Below are 15,905 nucleotides of genomic sequence, written 5' to 3'. Positions count from 1 at the left end.
GCGCGTCAGACGCCCACCACGTTGTAGCTCAGGCGGGCCAGCACCATCAGCACGATCTGGGCCACGATCAAGAGCATCAGCGGCGAGAAGTCGATCGAGGTGCGCGGCAGCAGCCGGCGAACCGGGTCCAGCAGCGGCGCGGTCAGGGCCTGCAGCAGCGGCATCATGGGCGCCATCGGGTTGACCCAGGACAGCACCGCCTGGATCAGGGTCAGCCACACGACCAGGTTCAGCGCCCACTTGGCCGCCATGAACACGGCGCCCAGCAGGAACTTGGGCAGCAGCACGGCCGGCAGCAGGGCGCCCAGCGCGACCATCCAGATCAGCACCAGATAGGCGAGCGCGGCCAGCCAGGCGGCCACGATGCTGGTCCAGTCGATCTTGTTGCCGGCGGGAATGATCTTGCGCAGCGGCAGCACCAGCCAGTTGGTGGCCTGGTAGATGACGCGTGCCAGCGGATTGAAGGGGTGCAGTCGTATCGCGTGCATCCAGGCGCGGGCGATCAGGGCCGCGCCGAACAGCGTGAATGCGATTTCGAGCAGGAAGCGAAGGATTTCACCGAGCATGGACGCTATCTACCAAATAAAGACGGCTTTTATTGTCTCACGCCAATGGCGCTACGGTAGTGTCCGGATGACGCGATCGCTGGGGCGGACGGCGCAAAAGGGGGAACCCTCGGGGCAATAAAAAACCGCCTGGCCAGGGCCAGGCGGCTTGAGGTACTGCTACCGATGTGGACCGGTCCGATTACGGACGGCCACCCGTCGGGAACGGCCACGACGCGGCGGGGTTCAGCGCGGTCTTCGCGCCCGGCGCAGCAGCCGTGGACGGCGGCGTAGCGGGCTTCTTCGGAGCGGCTTTCTTCGCAGCGGGCTTCTTGGCAGCGGCGGGCTTCTTGGCAGCAGCCGGCTTGGCAGCGGCAGGCTTGGCAGCAGCGGGCTTCTTGGCAGCCGGAGCCTTCTTGGCTACGACTTTCTTGGCAACCGCCTTCTTGGCAGCGGGGGCCTTCTTGGCAACCGCCTTCTTGGCGACGGCCTTCTTGGCTACCGCTTTCTTGGCGACGACCTTCTTGGCTACCGCTTTCTTGGCGACGGCCTTTTTGGCGACGGCCTTCTTGGCAACCGCCTTCTTGGCGACGACCTTCTTGGCCACTGCCTTCTTGGCTACCGGCTTCTTGGCCGCGACTTTCTTGGCGACGGCCTTCTTGGCTACCGCTTTCTTTGCGACCTTCTTGGCTGCCGGCTTCTTGGCGGCAACCTTCTTCACTGCCGGTTTCTTGGCGGCGACTTTCTTGACTGCTACCTTCTTGACAGCGGCTTTCTTGGCCGGAGCGGCCTTCTTCGCTACTGCCTTCTTGGCGGCGGGCTTCTTCACCGCTTTCTTTACGGCTTTCTTGGCTGTTGCCATGGTCATGCTCCTTAGGTTCAGGGGTCCCAGAACTTAAACCCGTGCCCCGACTCGCCAACAAGGCGAACCGTGCCCGGGCTATTCATCGGCGCATGCCGCTGTTCTGTGCGAGCAACAGCTACTACGGTTTGCGCTAATGAATTCGGCACAGCCATTTGATATGGCCCCCGCTCCTTTGGCGCGAGCCATTTCAAATGGCGCCGGTGGGCAGTCTGATCACAGACCGCCTACCGCTTGTTCTACGTGTTCGAAAACACCCTGACCTGGGAGATCGCCGTCAGGCCTGGCGCGAACGCGACGCTCTTTGAGCGTGCCCGCGCCGGACCTGATGGCGAACTACGTTACTCCCAGCTCAGCGTGCCACCAGTTTGGTATTCGATCACGCGAGTTTCAAAAAAGTTGCGTTCCTTCTTAAGATCGATCATTTCCGCCATCCACGGGAAGGGATTTTCTTCCTGCGGGTACAGCGGTTCGATACCGATTTGCTGGCAACGACGGTTGGCGATGAAGCGCAGGTAGGATTTGAACATGGGTGCGTTCAAGCCCAACACGCCGCGCGGCATCGTGTCTTCGGCGTAAGCGTATTCGAGTTCGACCGCTTTGCGGAAGAGTTCTCGTATTTCTTCGCGGAATTCTGGCGTCCAGAGGTGCGGATTCTCGAGTTTGACGGTGTTGATCAGGTCGATGCCGAAATTGCAGTGCATGGATTCATCGCGCAGGATGTACATGTACTGCTCGGCCGCGCCGGTCATCTTGTTCTGACGGCCCAGCGCCAGGATCTGCGTAAAGCCAACGTAGAAGAACAGGCCTTCCATCAGGCAAGCGAAGACGATCAGGGACTTGAGCAGCGTCTGGTCGGCTTCGGGCGTGCCCGTCTTGAAGTTGGGGTCCGCGATCGCGTCGATGAACGGGATCAGGAACTCGTCCTTGGCGCGGATGGACGGCACTTCGTTGTAAGCGTTGAAGATCTCCGCTTCGTCCAGGTCCAGGCTTTCGACGATGTATTGATAGGCGTGCGTGTGGATGGCTTCTTCGAAGGCCTGGCGCAGCAGGAACTGGCGGCATTCAGGCGCCGTGATGTGGCGGTAGGTGCCCAGCACGATGTTGTTCGCGGCCAGCGAGTCGGCCGTGACGAAGAAACCCAGGTTGCGCTTGACGATGCGGCGCTCGTCCTCGGTGAGCCCGTTGGGGTTCTTCCAGAGGGCGATGTCGCGCGACATGTTGATTTCTTGCGGCATCCAGTGGTTGGCGCAAGTGGCCAGGTACTTTTCCCAAGCCCACTTGTACTTGAACGGCACCAGCTGGTTGACGTCGGTTTCGCCGTTGATGATGCGCTTGTCTGCAACCTTCACGCGCTGCGAGGTGGCGGCGCCGCTGGTCGCCAGGCCTGCCGCGTGTTCAGGCGCGGCGGGCGTGGGCAGGGCGGTGTCGCCGAACACGCCGGTCGCCGCCCGGACTTCGGGCGCAGCCTGCCCACCCGCCGCGGGTGCGGGGGCTTGTGCAGGTTGCGTGGCGAGGGTGTCGTCTTCCCAATTAATCATGATTCATTCTCCGGAGGCGGTTTATTGGCAGGCTTCGCACTCTTCGAAGCCGGGGTCACCCGGCCGCATGGTGCAAACCGCCCCGAGAACTTCGGGTTCCGGCAAAACAGGTGCAGCGGACACGGGGGCGGCGGTGGATTGACCGCCAGCAGTGACGGCGTTCAGTTCGCCGCCGCGTCCCGTGGACTTCTCGGCGCTGGTGGCGCCAAGGGTACGCAGGTAGTAGGTCGTCTTCAGGCCACGCTTCCAAGCCAGCTTGTAGGTGTCGTCGAGTTTCTTGCCCGATGCGCCAGCCATGTAGATGTTCAGGGACTGTGCCTGGTCGATCCACTTCTGGCGACGCGACGCGCATTCAACCAGCCAGCTCGGTTCGACTTCGAACGCGGTGGCGTACAGTTCGCGGAGTTCGGAAGGTACGCGATCGATGCGGGACAGGCTGCCGTCGAAGTACTTGAGGTCGGCGACCATGACTTCGTCCCAGAGACCGAGTTTCTTCAGGTCACGCACGAGGTAATCGTTAACGACCGTGAACTCGCCGGAGAGATTCGATTTAACGTACAAGTTCTGGAAAGTAGGTTCGATGCACGCAGATACACCAATGATATTGGAAATAGTCGCGGTTGGGGCGATTGCGATGCAATTGGAGTTGCGCATGCCGTGTTGTTTGATGCGCGCGCGCAACGTATCCCAATCGAGCGTGCTCGATTCATCGACCTCGACATGACCACCGCGTTCATCACGCAGCATCTTCAACGTGTCTTGCGGCAAGATGCCACGCGACCACAGCGAGCCTTCGTACGATTGATAGCGACCGCGCTCTTCAGCCAGCAGGCTCGAGGCCCAGTAGGCGTGATAGCACACCGCTTCCATCGAGCGATCCGCGAATTCAACGGCGTCTTGCGAGGCGTACGGCACGCGCATCATCTGCAGGCAATCCTGGAAGCCCATGATGCCCATGCCCACCGGACGGTGGCGCGCATTGGAGTTGCGGGCCTTCTCGACGGCGTAGTAGTTGATGTCGATAACGTTGTCGAGCATGCGCATGGCGATGCTGACCGTGCGCTTGATCTTGTCGTGGTCGAGTTCGAAACCGCCGCCGGCAGCCGGCTTCATGTGGGCGACCAGGTTCACGGAACCCAGGTTGCACACCGCGATTTCGGATTCGTTGGTGTTCAGGGTGATCTCGGTGCACAGGTTCGAGCTGTGGACCACGCCGACGTGCTGCTGCGGCGAACGGATGTTGCACGGATCCTTGAACGTGATCCACGGGTGGCCGGTTTCGAACAGCATCGACAGCATCTTGCGCCACAGGTTCAGCGCAGGCATCTTCTTGAACAGCTTCAGTTCGCCGCTGGCAACGCGTGCTTCGTAGCCGATGTAGGCTTCTTCGAATGCGCGGCCGTACTTGTCGTGCAGGTCGGGGCAGTCGGACGGCGAGAACAGCGTCCATTCACCGCCTTCCATGACGCGCTTCATGAACAGGTCGGGAATCCAGTTCGCCGTGTTCATGTCGTGCGTGCGGCGGCGTTCGTCGCCGGTGTTCTTGCGCAGTTCCAGGAATTCTTCGATATCCAGGTGCCACGATTCCAGGTACGTGCAGACCGCGCCCTTGCGCTTGCCGCCCTGGTTCACCGCCACGGCGGTGTCGTTGACGACCTTCAGGAACGGAACCACGCCCTGGCTTTCGCCGTTGGTGCCCTTGATGTGGCTGCGCAGCGCGCGCACCGGGGTCCAGTCGTTGCCCAGGCCGCCGGCGTACTTGGCCAGCAGCGCGTTTTCCTTGATGGCGTCGTAGATGCCTTCCAGATCGTCGGAGACGGTGGTCAGGTAGCACGACGACAGCTGCGAGTGCAGCGTGCCCGAGTTGAACAGCGTCGGGGTCGAGCTCATGAAGTCGAACGACGACAGGATCTCGTAGAACTCGATCGCGCGGGTTTCGCGGTCGGTTTCGCGCAGCGCCAGGCCCATGGCCACGCGCATGAAGAACACCTGCGGCAGTTCGATGCGGGTGCCGCGGATGTGCAGGAAGTAGCGGTCGTACAGGGTCTGCAGGCCGAGGTAGCCGAATTGCAGGTCGCGCTTGGCGTTCAGCGCCTTGCCCAGCTTGGTCAGGTCATAGCTGGCCAGGTCGGGCGACAGCAGGCCGCCTTCGATGCCGCGGGCGATGAACGTGGGGAAGTATTCGGCGTAGCGAGCGCCCATGCCGTCTTGCGAGACTTCTTCGCCCAGCACTTCCTTGCGGATCGTGTGCAGCAGCAGGCGTGCGGTGACCTGGCTGTAGGCCGGGTCTTTTTCGACCAGCGCGCGCGCCGACAGGATGGCGGACTTGTAGACCTCGTCGACGGGGATGCCGTCGTACAGGTTCTTGACCGTTTCCTTCAGGATGGCTTCCGAATCGATGAATTCGGCCAGGCCCTCGCCCGCGGCGACGATGGTGGCGCGCAGTTCGGCGATGTCCAGCGGGCGGCGGACACCCGCGTCCGTGACGTTCAGCACGTGTTCCTGCGGGGCGGCGTCAGCCTTCTGCTGGCCTTCGGCAGCAGCAGCGGCGGCGCGTTCCTGGGTGCGCTTTTCGCGGTAGAGCACATAGGCGCGGGCAACGTCGTGCTGGCCCGAGCGCATCAGGGCCAGTTCGACCTGGTCCTGGATGTCTTCAATATGGAAGGTGCCGCCACCGGGGCGGTTGCGCACCAGCGCGTTGACGGCCTGGGCCGTCAGCTGTTCCACCAGTTCGCGCACGCGGGCCGAGGCTGCGCCCTGGCCGCCGTTGACGGCCAGGAAGGCCTTGGTCATGGCGATGGCGATCTTGCTGGGTTCGAACCCGACCACCGAGCCATTGCGGCGAATGATGTTGTAGCTGGCCCATTGCCCGCCATTGGCGTCGGCCGGGGAATCGGTTTGAGAGGGCGGCACGGCCGAGGGCCGGGTCACAGAGGCGATCGTAGTCTGCATGGAAGCTCCTGTGCGAAAAGCGCGTAGATAGCGACATGACGACGTCATGTCAGGTACGAAATTGGATCTTATTGAGGGGGTCGCAACGCTTGGACGGACGTATCCGTATGGCGTGGCCGACGAGAATCAGCGGTTAGGCGACCACAACATGTAGTGTAGCACCCCTCGTTGGACACTAATTCTAGTGATCGAGTACGACACCCACAAGAAGAAGATAGGACCAAGTTCCCAAAAGATTGTTACCAAATGCACCGGGCGCGCCTGCTAAGGCGCGCCCGGGACAGGACCGCTCAACGCGAGTGTTTATGCGGTTTTCCGCAGGGGTACATCGCGCGGGGCAGGCGCCGTATAGCTTTGCATCAAGCGAGCCAACTCGGTCCGGTACTTCTCGACGTTGGCTGCCTTGACGTGGCCGAAGCCGCGTATGGTTTCTGCAAGGGCGGCGATTGTAGCTGCTTGAGCGAGGGTGTCCCGGGTCAACCCTACAAGTAGCTGGTCTATGGTCTGGCGATACTCGCCGACCAGGGCGCGTTCCATCTTGCGCTCGGCCGTGTGGCCGAACGGATCGAACCAGGTGCCGCGCAGGCGCTTGAAGCGGGTCAGCAGCTTCAGTGCCGTCATGGTGCGCGGGCCCAGCGTGACCTTGCGCGGTATGCCGGTGCGCGGGTCCTTGCGGGCGAAGATCGGCGGGGCCATGTGAAAGCGCAGGCTGTAGTCGCCTTCGAACTGGCCTTGCAGCTGCGCCTGGAAGGCCTCGCCGGTGTAGAGCCGCGCGACTTCGTATTCGTCCTTGTAGGCCATCAGCTTGAACAGGCTGCGCGCCACGGCCAGGGCCAGGCGCGGGGTCTTGGCGTCGGGGGCCAGCTCGCGTTCGCGGGCCGCGACGCGTTCGACGACGTCGCGGTACTGGCTGGCGTAGGCGGCGTCCTGGTAGGCGGTCAGGTCGTCGACGCGGCGGGCCACGGCGCGTTCAAACGTTTCGGGCACATGCAGTTGCACGACTTGAGCGCGGGGGCGCAGCGCGCCGTCCAGGGCGTCGGGCTGGTGCGCGGCCAGGCGGCCGCTGTCGAAGGCGGCCCGGTTGGCGGCCACCGCCACGCCGTTCAGTTCGATGGCGCGGTTGATGGCGGCCTGCGACAGCGGCACGCCGCCGCGCTGCCAGGCATAGCCCAGCATGAACATATTGGACAGGATGCTGTCGCCGAACAGGGCCAGCGCGGCCTCGTGCGCGTCGATGGCGGCAGTGTTGGCCTCGCCCGCGGCGTGGCGGATCTTGGCCAGCAGGGCCTCGGGGCGCATGGCGGCGTCGGGGTTGCGGGTGAAGTCGGACACCGGTGCGACGTAGGTGTTGACGGTGACGCGGGTGTGGCCGCGGCGCAGCGCGCCCAGCGAATCCGGCGCGACGGAGGCGACCGGGTCGCACAGGATCGCGGCGTCGGCCTGCTGCCAGTCCAGCCGCACGGGGCCGGCGGCTGCGCCTGCCGGTGCCAGCCGGATATGGCTGACGACGGTGCCGCCCTTTTGCGCCAGGCCGGTCAGGTCCAGCACGGCGGCCGACAGGCCTTCCAGGTGGGCGGCCATCGAGACGATCGCGCCGATGGTGATGACGCCGGTGCCGCCCATGCCCGCGACCAGCAGGCGATAGGGGCGGTCCAGCGCTGGCAGCTGCGGCAGCGGCAGTTGCTGAATCAGTTGCTGCAGGCGTTCCTGGTCGGCCTTGGGGGCGGCGCTCTTTCTGGGCTTGCCGCCCATGACGGACACGAAGCTGGGGCAGAAGCCTTCGGCGCAGGAATAGTCCTTGTTGCAGCTGGACTGGTCGATGGCGCGCTTGCGGCCATAGGGGGTTTCCAGCGGCACCACCGACAGGCAGTTCGATTTCACGCCGCAGTCGCCGCAGCCTTCGCAGACCGCGCTGTTGATCAGCATGCGGCGCGCCGGGTCGGGGAACTGGTTCTTCTTGCGGCGGCGGCGCTTTTCGGCGGCGCAGGTCTGGTCGTGGATGAGCACGGTGACGCCGGCGATCTCGCGCAGTTCGCGTTGCAGGGCGTCCAGTTCGCGGCGATGGTGCACCTTGATGCCGGGGCCCAGGTCCACGCCCTGGTACTTTTCGGGCTCGTCGCTGGTGACGACGATGCGGGCGACGTTTTCGCCGCGCAGTTGCTGGCAAATCTGCGGCACCGAGATCGGGCCGTCCACCGGCTGGCCGCCCGTCATGGCGACCGCGTCGTTGAACAGGATCTTGTAGGTGATGTTGGCCTTGGCGGCCACGGCCTGGCGAATGGCCAGGTAGCCGGAGTGGTAGTAGGTGCCTTCTCCCATGTTCTGGAAGATGTGCGGCATCTTGGTATAGCGCGACAGGCCGATCCAGTCGACCCCTTCGCCGCCCATCTGGGTCAGGCCGCCGGTGTCGCGGTCCATCCAGGCGGCCATGTAGTGGCAGCCCACGCCAGACAGCGCCTGGCTGCCTTCGGGCACCTTGGTCGAGGTGCTGTGCGGACAGCCCGAACAGAAGTAGGGGCGGCGGCGCATGCCGTCGGCATCGTTGGACAGGGTGTCCTGGCACTCGAAGCCGGTCAGGTCAACGCCGGTGTGCAAGCCGGCGGTGCGCGACAGCCAGGCGGCCAGCGGGCGGGCCAGCAGCGACGGCCGCAATTGGCCGGCCGACGGCACCACGAGTTCGCCGTCAAAGCCCTTCTTGCCGATGACGGTGGCGCGCTCGGGCAGGTTGAACAGCAGGTCCTTGAGCTGGGTCTCGACGACGGCGCCTTTTTCCTCGATGACGAGGATGTGCGACAGGCCGCGTGCGAATTCCAGCATGCGCTCGGCATCCAGCGGCCAGGTCAGGCCGGGCTTGTAGATGCGCACGGGCGCGTTGGCGGTGACGGTGTCCACGCCCAGCCGTGTCAGGGCTTCCATGGCGTCCAGGTGGGCCTTGCCGACGGTGACGATACCGACGGTGGCGCGCGGCGCCGGACAGGTCAGGCGGTCGATGCTGTGGCGGCGCGCGAAGGCGGTGACGGCCTTCATGCGCAGGTTCATGCGGGCTTCGACGGCCAGCGACAGGAAGTCGCGGGCGGAGTATTCGAGCGCTTCGGGCGGCAGGTCGGGGTCGGCCGGCATGTCGTAGGCGACGACGGGGGCGGGCGTGAACGAGTGGCCGCTTTCGATGGTTTCGGACACGGCCTTGAACGCGACCCAGGTGCCGGCATGGCGCGACAGGGCCCAGCCCCACAAGGCGAAGGTTTCGTATTCGTCGATGGAGGACGGATGCACGATGGGCATCTGCCAGCCGATGAGGGACGCTTCGCTGGCGTGCGGGATGGACGAGGACACCGCGGTGTGGTCGTCGCCCACGACCACCAGGACGCCGCCGTGGCGCGAGGCGCCGGCGGCATTGCCATGGTGCAGGGCGTCGCCCGCACGATCGACGCCGGGGCCTTTGCCGTACCACATGGCGAATACGCCATCGACATTGCGGTCGGCGCGCACGCCGGCCTGCTGGGTGCCCATGACGGCGGTGGCGGCCATGTCTTCGTTGATGCCGGGCAGGAACGAGATCTGGTTGGCGTCCAGCGCTTTCTGCGCTTTCCACATGGCCATGTCGACGCCGCCCAGGGGCGAGCCGCGGTAGCCGGACACGAAGCCGGCGGTGTTCAGGCCGCGCTCGCGGTCGATGCGGCGCTGGGTGAGCATGATGCGCACCAGGGCCTGGGTGCCGGTGAGAAAGATGCGGCCGGTCTCGCGAGTGAGGTTGTCGGCGAGCTGGTAGTCAAGGTCCAGCTGGGGCTCGGCGGCGGGGGTACCGTCCATCGTGAATACTCCTGTAGTCGGCACCATGATAGGTTCGCGCAGCATCAGGTTTATTGCGTTTTCGGATCGTGCTATCCCTATAATTCGCAATGAATATTTCGTGTTCGCGGAATTTCGACCTAAAACAGGAGACAAAACGATGGACAAGACCGATATCGGCATCCTCAAGGCCCTGCAGGAGGACGGCCGGGCTTCGGCGCAGCAGTTGTCTGAAAAGGTGGGGCTGTCGGCGGCGCCGGTGTGGCGCCGGGTGAAGGCGCTGGAGGCGAGCGGGGTGATCCAGGGCTATAGCGCGCAGGTGGATCGCAGCAAGGTGGGGCTGGGGTGTATGTTCGCGCAGATCAGCCTGGAGCGGCATTCGGCGAATACGGTGGAAAACTTCGAGCGGTCAGTGCGGGATGCGCCGGAGATTCTTGAGTGCTATGCGGTGACGGGGGATTCTGATTTTCTGTTGAAGATTCTTGTTGAGAGTCCTGAGGCCTATGATCGGTTTTTGCATCGGTTTTTGTTCAATATGCCGGGGATTCGGCAGACTCGGACGATTGTGGCTTTGAGGGAAATTAAGCATGAGTTGAGGTTGCCGCTTTAGGGGTTCTTTTATTGGCGGTTGGTGGTTCTTGAGCCGCGCGTGACGGGGCAGGCGGGTGAGGGCGGGGCTACGATTGCGGTCCGGAGCCTTCGCTCCGGACTGCCCCTTCGTCATTCTCGTCCGCCTTCGGCTCCCTTCGAATTCCCTCGGGCGCATCTACACGCCCCGCCCTCACCCGCCTGCCCCGTCACGCGCTCTTGATGTGCCTTACTGGCGGCCGTTGGGGCGGGCGGCGTGCTTGGCGTGGTGGCCACGATCGGTTTGGGGGTGGAGGAGGGGGCGGGGTCGCCAAAGCGGCCGCGCGGGCGGCCTTCTTTGGCGTTGGGGTGTCTTGCGGGCGGCGATGCCGCTGCGCGCTTGCGCGGGGGGCTGGTTGGGGGGCGGGTCTTTTTTGGTTCTCTTTGTTTTGCCGCTTTCCCGATTGCGCGCTATCTCTCTTTTTCTCGGTTTTCGCTTTTTTGCTCTCTTATATAGATAGAGGCAGCGTCGCGTTGCGCGGCGCTGCCTCTATCTCTATCTATTCGGGCGTTTTTATTGGGGTTGTATGCCCGAGATCTTGATCCATTCCTTCCAGCGGGCGGTGTCTTCCTTGACGAAGGTGTCGAAGCGGGCGGTGTCCATGGCTTCGGGGGTCAGGCCCAGGGCGCGGAGTTTGTCGGCGGTGGGGGTGTCTTTTACCGCGGCTTGGGTGGCGGCGTTCATCTTGGCGACGATGTCGGGCGGGGTGCCGGCGGGGTGCCGGCGGGGGCGGAGATGCCTAGCCAGCCGGCGACGATGAAGTCGGGGTAGTAGGTGGACATGGTGGGGACGTCGGGCCAGGCGGGGTGGGGTTTGTCGGCGGTGACGGCCAGGGGGGCGAGGCCTTTGCCGTCGATCTGGCCCATGGCGGTGAGGTAGTCGACGAAGGCGAAGCCGATCTGTTTGCCGCGCAGGTCGGTGATGATCTGGGTGATGTTCTTGTAGCCGGCGGCGCCGATGTCGATGCCGGCGCGTTTCTTGAAGAGTTCGGCGGGGACCTGGGAGGACGAGCTGTAGTAGCCGAAGAAGACTTCGCCGGGGTGTTTCTTGGCGTAGTCGACGAGTTCGGGGACGGTGCGGTAGGGGCTGTCGGGGGCGACGATGCCGACGGTGCCGAAGGTGCCGAGCATGCCGATCTGGACGAAGTCTTTCTGGGCGTCGTAGGGCAGGCTCTTGTACAGGAACTGGTTGGCGGCGTGGGTGGAGTTGGTGGACAAGAGGAAGGTGTAGCCGTCGGCGGGGGCGTTCTTGGCGGCGTTGGTGCCGACGATGCCGCCAGCGCCGGGGCGGTCTTCGACGATGACGGTCTGGCCGGTCTGCTTGCCCAGGAACTGGGCGAAGGTGCGGGCGGTGAGGTCGGCGGCGCCGCCTGCGGCGGACGGAACGATGAGGGTGATGGGCTTTTCGGGCCAGCCGGCGGCGTGGGCGGCGCCGGCCAATAGCAGCGTGGCGCCGGCGAGCAAGGTGCGCAGGGCGGGACGATGCAGCGAATGGCGCCGAGGGGGCGCGGAGCGATGAGTAAGGGTGCGGGTCATGCTTGTCTCCTGGCGGCGCCGGCGGGCGCCGTTATTGTTTTGCCCTGGGGCTTTGTTGCTGAGTGCGTGGTGGGCTGGGTGTCCGTGCTACGGGGGCTTGTTTGCGGTGCGCGATTCGGGTGATGGGTTCGCAGGGCGGGGCTGATCCGGCCGGTGCATGGGGGTGGCTGGGGGTCAGCCAAATTGCTGGCGGTGCCAGTCCAGGACGGCCGCGGCGCTGGCTTGCCAGTGGTCGCCGTACATCATGCAGTGCGGCTGCCCGGCAAGGACGGCGTGGGCGAAGCCATATAGACGGGCGATAGCTTGGTCTTGTCCGGGCGGGTGGCGGTCGTGCGAGTCCAGGCCGGCTTCCAGGCACAGGCCGGGGGCGGTGATGGCGGCGGGGTCGACGGGCACGCGCAGCAGGTAGCGATCGTTGAGCACCTGGGGGCTTTCGGGGCTTAGGCGGCGCATCACGGCGCTGACGTCGCGGTCGGGCTCGGTGGCGAGAAAACGGGCGCGGACTTCGGTGTCGGCGGGCGGCTGGCGCACGACGCCTTCGGGGACGGGGGGCAGGGCGCGCGCACCCGGCAGGTTGCCCGGCGGGGAGGGCGCCATGAGGATGATGCCGGCGACGGATCGCTGGGTGGCGGCGAGCAGGGTGGGCAGGGCGCCCACGCTGTGGCCGACGACGACGGTGGGGCCGCCCAGCGCATCGAGTGCGGCGATGACGTCCTGGGCCAGGTCGGCGATGTGGGCGTGGATGAAATCGGCGTCTTGCGGCAGCGGGCCATGGCCGCGGACGTCCACGGCGGCGCAGGGCAGGCCGGCGCGAGCGAAGTAATCCAGGTAGTGCGCGTAGCACCAGGCGCCGTGATAGCCGCCCGGCACGAACAACAGGCCGGGGCGAGTGCGGGATAGCGATGCGGCAGCGTCGGCGCGGCGCGTGGCCGGGGCGGATGCCGCGGGCGGGTGTGGCTTGGCAGGCATGCCGGATGCGGCGGCCTGGCCGATCAGCAGCCGGCCTTTTCCGACGGAACGGGTGGCAAGCCGGTCGGCGAGGCTGAAGTCCAGCGGGTCGACATCGTAGGAAGCAGCGGGGGCAAGGGTCGCGGTAGTCATTGCGGCCATGTTACGGGGCGGCCTATGATGAGAAAATTTTATTTTTCCTATAAATCGATAAGTTCTACAAAATCAGACTGATCCATGCCCGCGCTGCCCGAACTGTCGATCACGCACTACCGCCACTTCCTGCTGGTGGCCGAATTGCGCAGCTTCCGCGCGGCGGCGGCGCGGGCGTTTCGCTCGCAGCCGGCGCTGTCGCTGTCGATCCGCGAGATGGAGCAGCGCCTGGGCCAGCCGCTGTTCGAGCGCGGCAACGGCAACGCGTTGACGCGGTTCGGGCAGGACTGCCTACCCCTGGCGCGTGAACTGGTCGAGCACCATGACCGGGTGGCCGGCACCTTGTCGGGGCTGGCAAGCAACCAGGCCGGCACGCTGACGATGGCGTCGGTAGCGACGGTGGCGACGCATTGGCTGCCCGAACTGGTGGCGACGTACCGCGAGCGCTATCCGGCGGTGGCGCTGCGCCTGTTCGACGACAACTCGGAAGGCGTGGAACGCATGGTGCTGGCGGGCGAGGTCGAACTGGGCGTGTGCAGCCCGGTGCTGCGCGACCGGCGCCTGTCGTTCGAGCCGCTGTTGCGCGATGCATTCGGGCTGGTCTGCCATCGCGGCCATCCGCTGGCGAGCCGCAAGTCGGTGACGTGGCGTGAAATCGCCACCCTGCCGCTGGTGGGTACGGTGGCCCATCGGCAATTGGCCGATTACCCGCAGGCGGCCTTCATGATGGAACGGCAGGTGTTCGTGTCCAACATGATGTCGCTGCTGGCGATGCTGGAACGCGGCGTGGGCGTGACGGTGCTGGCGCAGCTGGGCGTGCCGCCGGATTCCCCCGAACTGGCCTTCGTGCCGCTGGCCCGGCCGCGCATCGAACGCGAGCTGGGCATCACGCGATTGGCGGGCCGCAGCATGTCGCCGGCGGCGGCGCGCATGGAAGAAATGCTGCGCGAAAAGGCCGCGCGCGGCGGCCGCACTGTCGTGTGAAACCAACGCATTTTTGCGTGTTAGCGCGGTAAAGCGGGCGCTTTGCACGACGGACTGTTGCGCAATTGCACTTGGCGCGGATCGTCGTTGATTCTTCATGGACGCCTCTTTAGAGTGCGTGATGTTTGCTGCGCGAGGGGCGCGCCGATCTGAGCGGCGCGACGCGTCGACAGACGTGTTGAGGAAGTCATGAGCAGTGTGTATTTGCGTACGGCGGGCGTGGTCTGCGCCGTTCTGATCCTGGGCGGCTGTGTCGCCCGCAAACCCGCCTCCATTACCGAGGCCCAGCCGGAAGGGCCGCCCAAGCCAATGGCCTGCGTGCCGGCCAAGAGCGGCGATCCCATGGTCGGCACCTGGTATTCGAATTCGAAGCCGCGCGGCGTCAGCGGTGATTTCCAGGCCTTGACCGTGCTGTACGCCGACGGCCGCATGGCCTACGAAACGCAGCTCAAGATCGGCCGCAAGACGCGCCCGGCCCTGCGTGAAACCGGCTGCTGGAGCGTGGTGGACGGCATCTACACCATGCAGACCACGCAATCGAACGGCGAAATCGTCGACGCCGCCGACCCGATCTACGTCAACCGCTACCGCGTCGAAAAGGTCGAGCAGGCCAAGCTGACGCTGCGCGAACTGAAAAGCGGCGGCCAGGTCGTGACCGCGCGCCGCATGCCGCAGGGCTATCGCCTGCCGTATTGATGACGGCTTCTGGCCGGGTAGGGTAAGGTGCGAACTTCGCCTTCCCTCCCGCCGCCGGTCTTTCATGCCTGCCCTTTCCTCTGAAGCGCGAGCCATCGCGCTGCTGGCCCTGGCCGCTTTCGTCAGCGCCAGCGCCTTTCGCATCTGTGATCCCATGTTGCCGCAACTGGCGGCCGAATTCGGTGCCTCCACCGGGCAGGCCGCGCGCGCGGTGACCGCGTTCGCCGTGGCCTACGGCGTGCTGCAGATGTTCTTCGGGCCGGTCGGCGACCGCTATGGCAAGTATCGGGTGGTCAGCGTGGCGACCTTTGCCTGTGCGGTGGGCAGCGCCGGGGCCGTCGCGGCCGAGACGCTGGACATGCTGGTGCTCTGCCGCGCCCTGTCCGGGGCGGCGGGGGCGGGCATCGTGCCGCTGTCGATGGCCTGGATCGGCGACACCGTGCCCTACGAGCGGCGCCAGGCGACGCTGGCGCGTTTTCTGACCGGCACCATCCTGGGCATGGCGACAGGCCAGCTGGCCGGCGGCCTGTTCGCCGACACGCTGGGCTGGCGCTGGGCCTTTGCCGCGCTGGTGTGCGGCTATCTGGCGGTGGGCGTGCTGCTGCACCTGGAAGTGCGGCGCCAGCGCCGCGCCGGGATGGGCGTGGTGGATCCGAACGCGCCGCGCCAGGGTTTCGTGGCACAGGCGCGCCAGGTGCTGGGCACGCCCTGGGCGCGGGTGGTGCTGGCCACGGTGTTCATTGAAGGCCTGCTGGTCTTTGGCGCGTTGGCCTTCGCGCCCTCGTATCTGCACGAACGCTTCGACATCTCGCTGACCGCCGCCGGTGCGCTGGTGGCGGTGTATGCGGTGGGCGGGCTGCTCTACACGGTGGTAGCGGGCCGCATTCTCAAGCGCCTGGGCGAACGCGGCCTGGCAGTGGCGGGCGGGCTGGTGCTGGGCGTGGCCTTCCTGTCGTACCTGCTGGGGCCGGTGTGGCTCTGGAGCCTGCTGGCCAGCGTGCTGGCCGGCTTTGGCTACTACCTGCTGCACGCCACCTTGCAGACCAACGCCACGCAGATGGTGCCGTCCGCGCGCGGCACGGCGGTGGCATGGTTCGCGTCGTGCCTGTTCATGGGCCAGGCGGCCGGCGTGGCGTTGGCCGGCGCAGTGGTGGACGAGGTTGGCGCGGCGGTGCTGTTCGGCGGTTCGGCCGTGCTGCTGCCGCTGTTGGGCGCGTTTTTCTCGCGTGCGCTGAAATCCCGGCCCCAGGCGGCGTAGCGGCGCCGAGGCCT

The 15,905-nt window shown here is 65.5% G+C and carries 12 protein-coding genes; 4 read left to right on the top strand and 8 right to left on the bottom strand.

Annotated features, from left to right (window positions below; genetic code table 11):
* Nucleotides 1-5: 5 nt before the first annotated feature.
* From U858_RS0113145 to U858_RS0113125, 5 genes are all read right to left on the bottom strand, one after another.
* Nucleotides 6-566: a YggT family protein gene (locus U858_RS0113145; RefSeq protein ID WP_025137615.1), complete on the bottom strand. Its 561-nt coding sequence runs from the start codon at nucleotides 564-566 to the stop codon at nucleotides 6-8.
* 181 nt (nucleotides 567-747) lie between these two features.
* Nucleotides 748-1,407: a histone H1-like DNA-binding protein gene (locus U858_RS33680; RefSeq protein ID WP_025137614.1), complete on the bottom strand. Its 660-nt coding sequence runs from the start codon at nucleotides 1,405-1,407 to the stop codon at nucleotides 748-750.
* Nucleotides 1,408-1,748: 341 nt separating this feature from the next.
* Nucleotides 1,749-2,948: a ribonucleotide-diphosphate reductase subunit beta gene (locus U858_RS0113135; RefSeq protein ID WP_025137613.1), complete on the bottom strand. Its 1,200-nt coding sequence runs from the start codon at nucleotides 2,946-2,948 to the stop codon at nucleotides 1,749-1,751.
* A 21-nt stretch (nucleotides 2,949-2,969) separates the two neighbouring features.
* Nucleotides 2,970-5,900, bottom strand: a complete 2,931-nt coding sequence (locus tag U858_RS0113130; RefSeq protein WP_025137612.1) for a ribonucleoside-diphosphate reductase subunit alpha — start codon at nucleotides 5,898-5,900, stop codon at nucleotides 2,970-2,972.
* A gap of 303 nt (nucleotides 5,901-6,203) precedes the next feature.
* Nucleotides 6,204-9,710, bottom strand: coding sequence for an indolepyruvate ferredoxin oxidoreductase family protein (locus U858_RS0113125; protein WP_025137611.1), 3,507 nt, complete (start codon nucleotides 9,708-9,710; stop codon nucleotides 6,204-6,206).
* Nucleotides 9,711-9,849: 139 nt separating this feature from the next.
* Between U858_RS0113125 and U858_RS0113120 the strand changes: the two genes are divergently transcribed.
* A complete protein-coding gene (locus tag U858_RS0113120; RefSeq protein WP_025137610.1) occupies nucleotides 9,850-10,299 on the top strand; it encodes an Lrp/AsnC family transcriptional regulator in 450 nt (149 codons plus the stop codon).
* A 531-nt stretch (nucleotides 10,300-10,830) separates the two neighbouring features.
* Here the strand turns inward: U858_RS0113120 and U858_RS36370 are convergent.
* The 3 genes from U858_RS36370 to U858_RS0113110 form a co-directional block, all read right to left on the bottom strand.
* Nucleotides 10,831-11,001 (bottom strand): hypothetical protein, encoded by a 171-nt coding sequence (locus U858_RS36370; protein ID WP_255358785.1) that lies wholly within the window; start codon nucleotides 10,999-11,001, stop codon nucleotides 10,831-10,833.
* Nucleotides 10,998-11,852 (bottom strand): tripartite tricarboxylate transporter substrate binding protein, encoded by an 855-nt coding sequence (locus U858_RS33670; RefSeq protein ID WP_255358784.1) that lies wholly within the window; start codon nucleotides 11,850-11,852, stop codon nucleotides 10,998-11,000. The genes U858_RS36370 and U858_RS33670 overlap by 4 nt, the downstream gene beginning before the upstream one ends.
* A 174-nt stretch (nucleotides 11,853-12,026) precedes the next feature.
* Complete coding sequence (locus U858_RS0113110) at nucleotides 12,027-12,953, bottom strand: alpha/beta hydrolase family protein (RefSeq protein WP_232786529.1); 927 nt, start codon at nucleotides 12,951-12,953, stop codon at nucleotides 12,027-12,029.
* Between the two features lie 84 nt (nucleotides 12,954-13,037).
* Between U858_RS0113110 and U858_RS0113105 the strand changes: the two genes are divergently transcribed.
* The 3 genes from U858_RS0113105 (at nucleotide 13,038) to U858_RS0113095 (ending at nucleotide 15,891) form a co-directional block, all read left to right on the top strand.
* Nucleotides 13,038-13,937 carry a LysR family transcriptional regulator gene (locus U858_RS0113105; RefSeq protein ID WP_025137608.1) on the top strand — a complete coding sequence of 300 codons (900 nt, stop codon included), beginning with the start codon at nucleotides 13,038-13,040 and terminating at the stop codon, nucleotides 13,935-13,937.
* A gap of 189 nt (nucleotides 13,938-14,126) precedes the next feature.
* Nucleotides 14,127-14,633 (top strand): hypothetical protein, encoded by a 507-nt coding sequence (locus U858_RS0113100; RefSeq protein ID WP_025137607.1) that lies wholly within the window; start codon nucleotides 14,127-14,129, stop codon nucleotides 14,631-14,633.
* Nucleotides 14,634-14,697: 64 nt separating this feature from the next.
* A complete protein-coding gene (locus U858_RS0113095) occupies nucleotides 14,698-15,891 on the top strand; it encodes an MFS transporter (RefSeq protein WP_025137606.1) in 1,194 nt (397 codons plus the stop codon).
* The last annotated feature ends 14 nt before the right edge of the window (nucleotides 15,892-15,905 follow it).

Source organism: Achromobacter sp. DH1f (assembly GCF_000633435.1).
Taxonomy (GTDB): Bacteria; Pseudomonadota; Gammaproteobacteria; order Burkholderiales; family Burkholderiaceae_B; genus Achromobacter; species Achromobacter deleyi.
This window is presented reverse-complemented; position numbering and strand designations above follow the sequence as displayed.

What these genes read in the sequence shown, in the direction of transcription:
- U858_RS0113145 (WP_025137615.1), bottom strand. Translation starts at nt 566, where the DNA reads ATGCTCGGTGAAATCCTTCGCTTCCTGCTCGAAATCGCATTCACGCTG.
- U858_RS33680 (WP_025137614.1), bottom strand. Translation starts at nt 1,407, where the DNA reads ATGGCAACAGCCAAGAAAGCCGTAAAGAAAGCGGTGAAGAAGCCCGCC.
- U858_RS0113135 (WP_025137613.1), bottom strand. Translation starts at nt 2,948, where the DNA reads ATGATTAATTGGGAAGACGACACCCTCGCCACGCAACCTGCACAAGCC.
- U858_RS0113130 (WP_025137612.1), bottom strand. Translation starts at nt 5,900, where the DNA reads ATGCAGACTACGATCGCCTCTGTGACCCGGCCCTCGGCCGTGCCGCCC.
- U858_RS0113125 (WP_025137611.1), bottom strand. Translation starts at nt 9,710, where the DNA reads ATGGACGGTACCCCCGCCGCCGAGCCCCAGCTGGACCTTGACTACCAG.
- U858_RS0113120 (WP_025137610.1), top strand. Translation starts at nt 9,850, where the DNA reads ATGGACAAGACCGATATCGGCATCCTCAAGGCCCTGCAGGAGGACGGC.
- U858_RS36370 (WP_255358785.1), bottom strand. Translation starts at nt 11,001, where the DNA reads ATGAACGCCGCCACCCAAGCCGCGGTAAAAGACACCCCCACCGCCGAC.
- U858_RS33670 (WP_255358784.1), bottom strand. Translation starts at nt 11,852, where the DNA reads ATGACCCGCACCCTTACTCATCGCTCCGCGCCCCCTCGGCGCCATTCG.
- U858_RS0113110 (WP_232786529.1), bottom strand. Translation starts at nt 12,953, where the DNA reads ATGACTACCGCGACCCTTGCCCCCGCTGCTTCCTACGATGTCGACCCG.
- U858_RS0113105 (WP_025137608.1), top strand. Translation starts at nt 13,038, where the DNA reads ATGCCCGCGCTGCCCGAACTGTCGATCACGCACTACCGCCACTTCCTG.
- U858_RS0113100 (WP_025137607.1), top strand. Translation starts at nt 14,127, where the DNA reads ATGAGCAGTGTGTATTTGCGTACGGCGGGCGTGGTCTGCGCCGTTCTG.
- U858_RS0113095 (WP_025137606.1), top strand. Translation starts at nt 14,698, where the DNA reads ATGCCTGCCCTTTCCTCTGAAGCGCGAGCCATCGCGCTGCTGGCCCTG.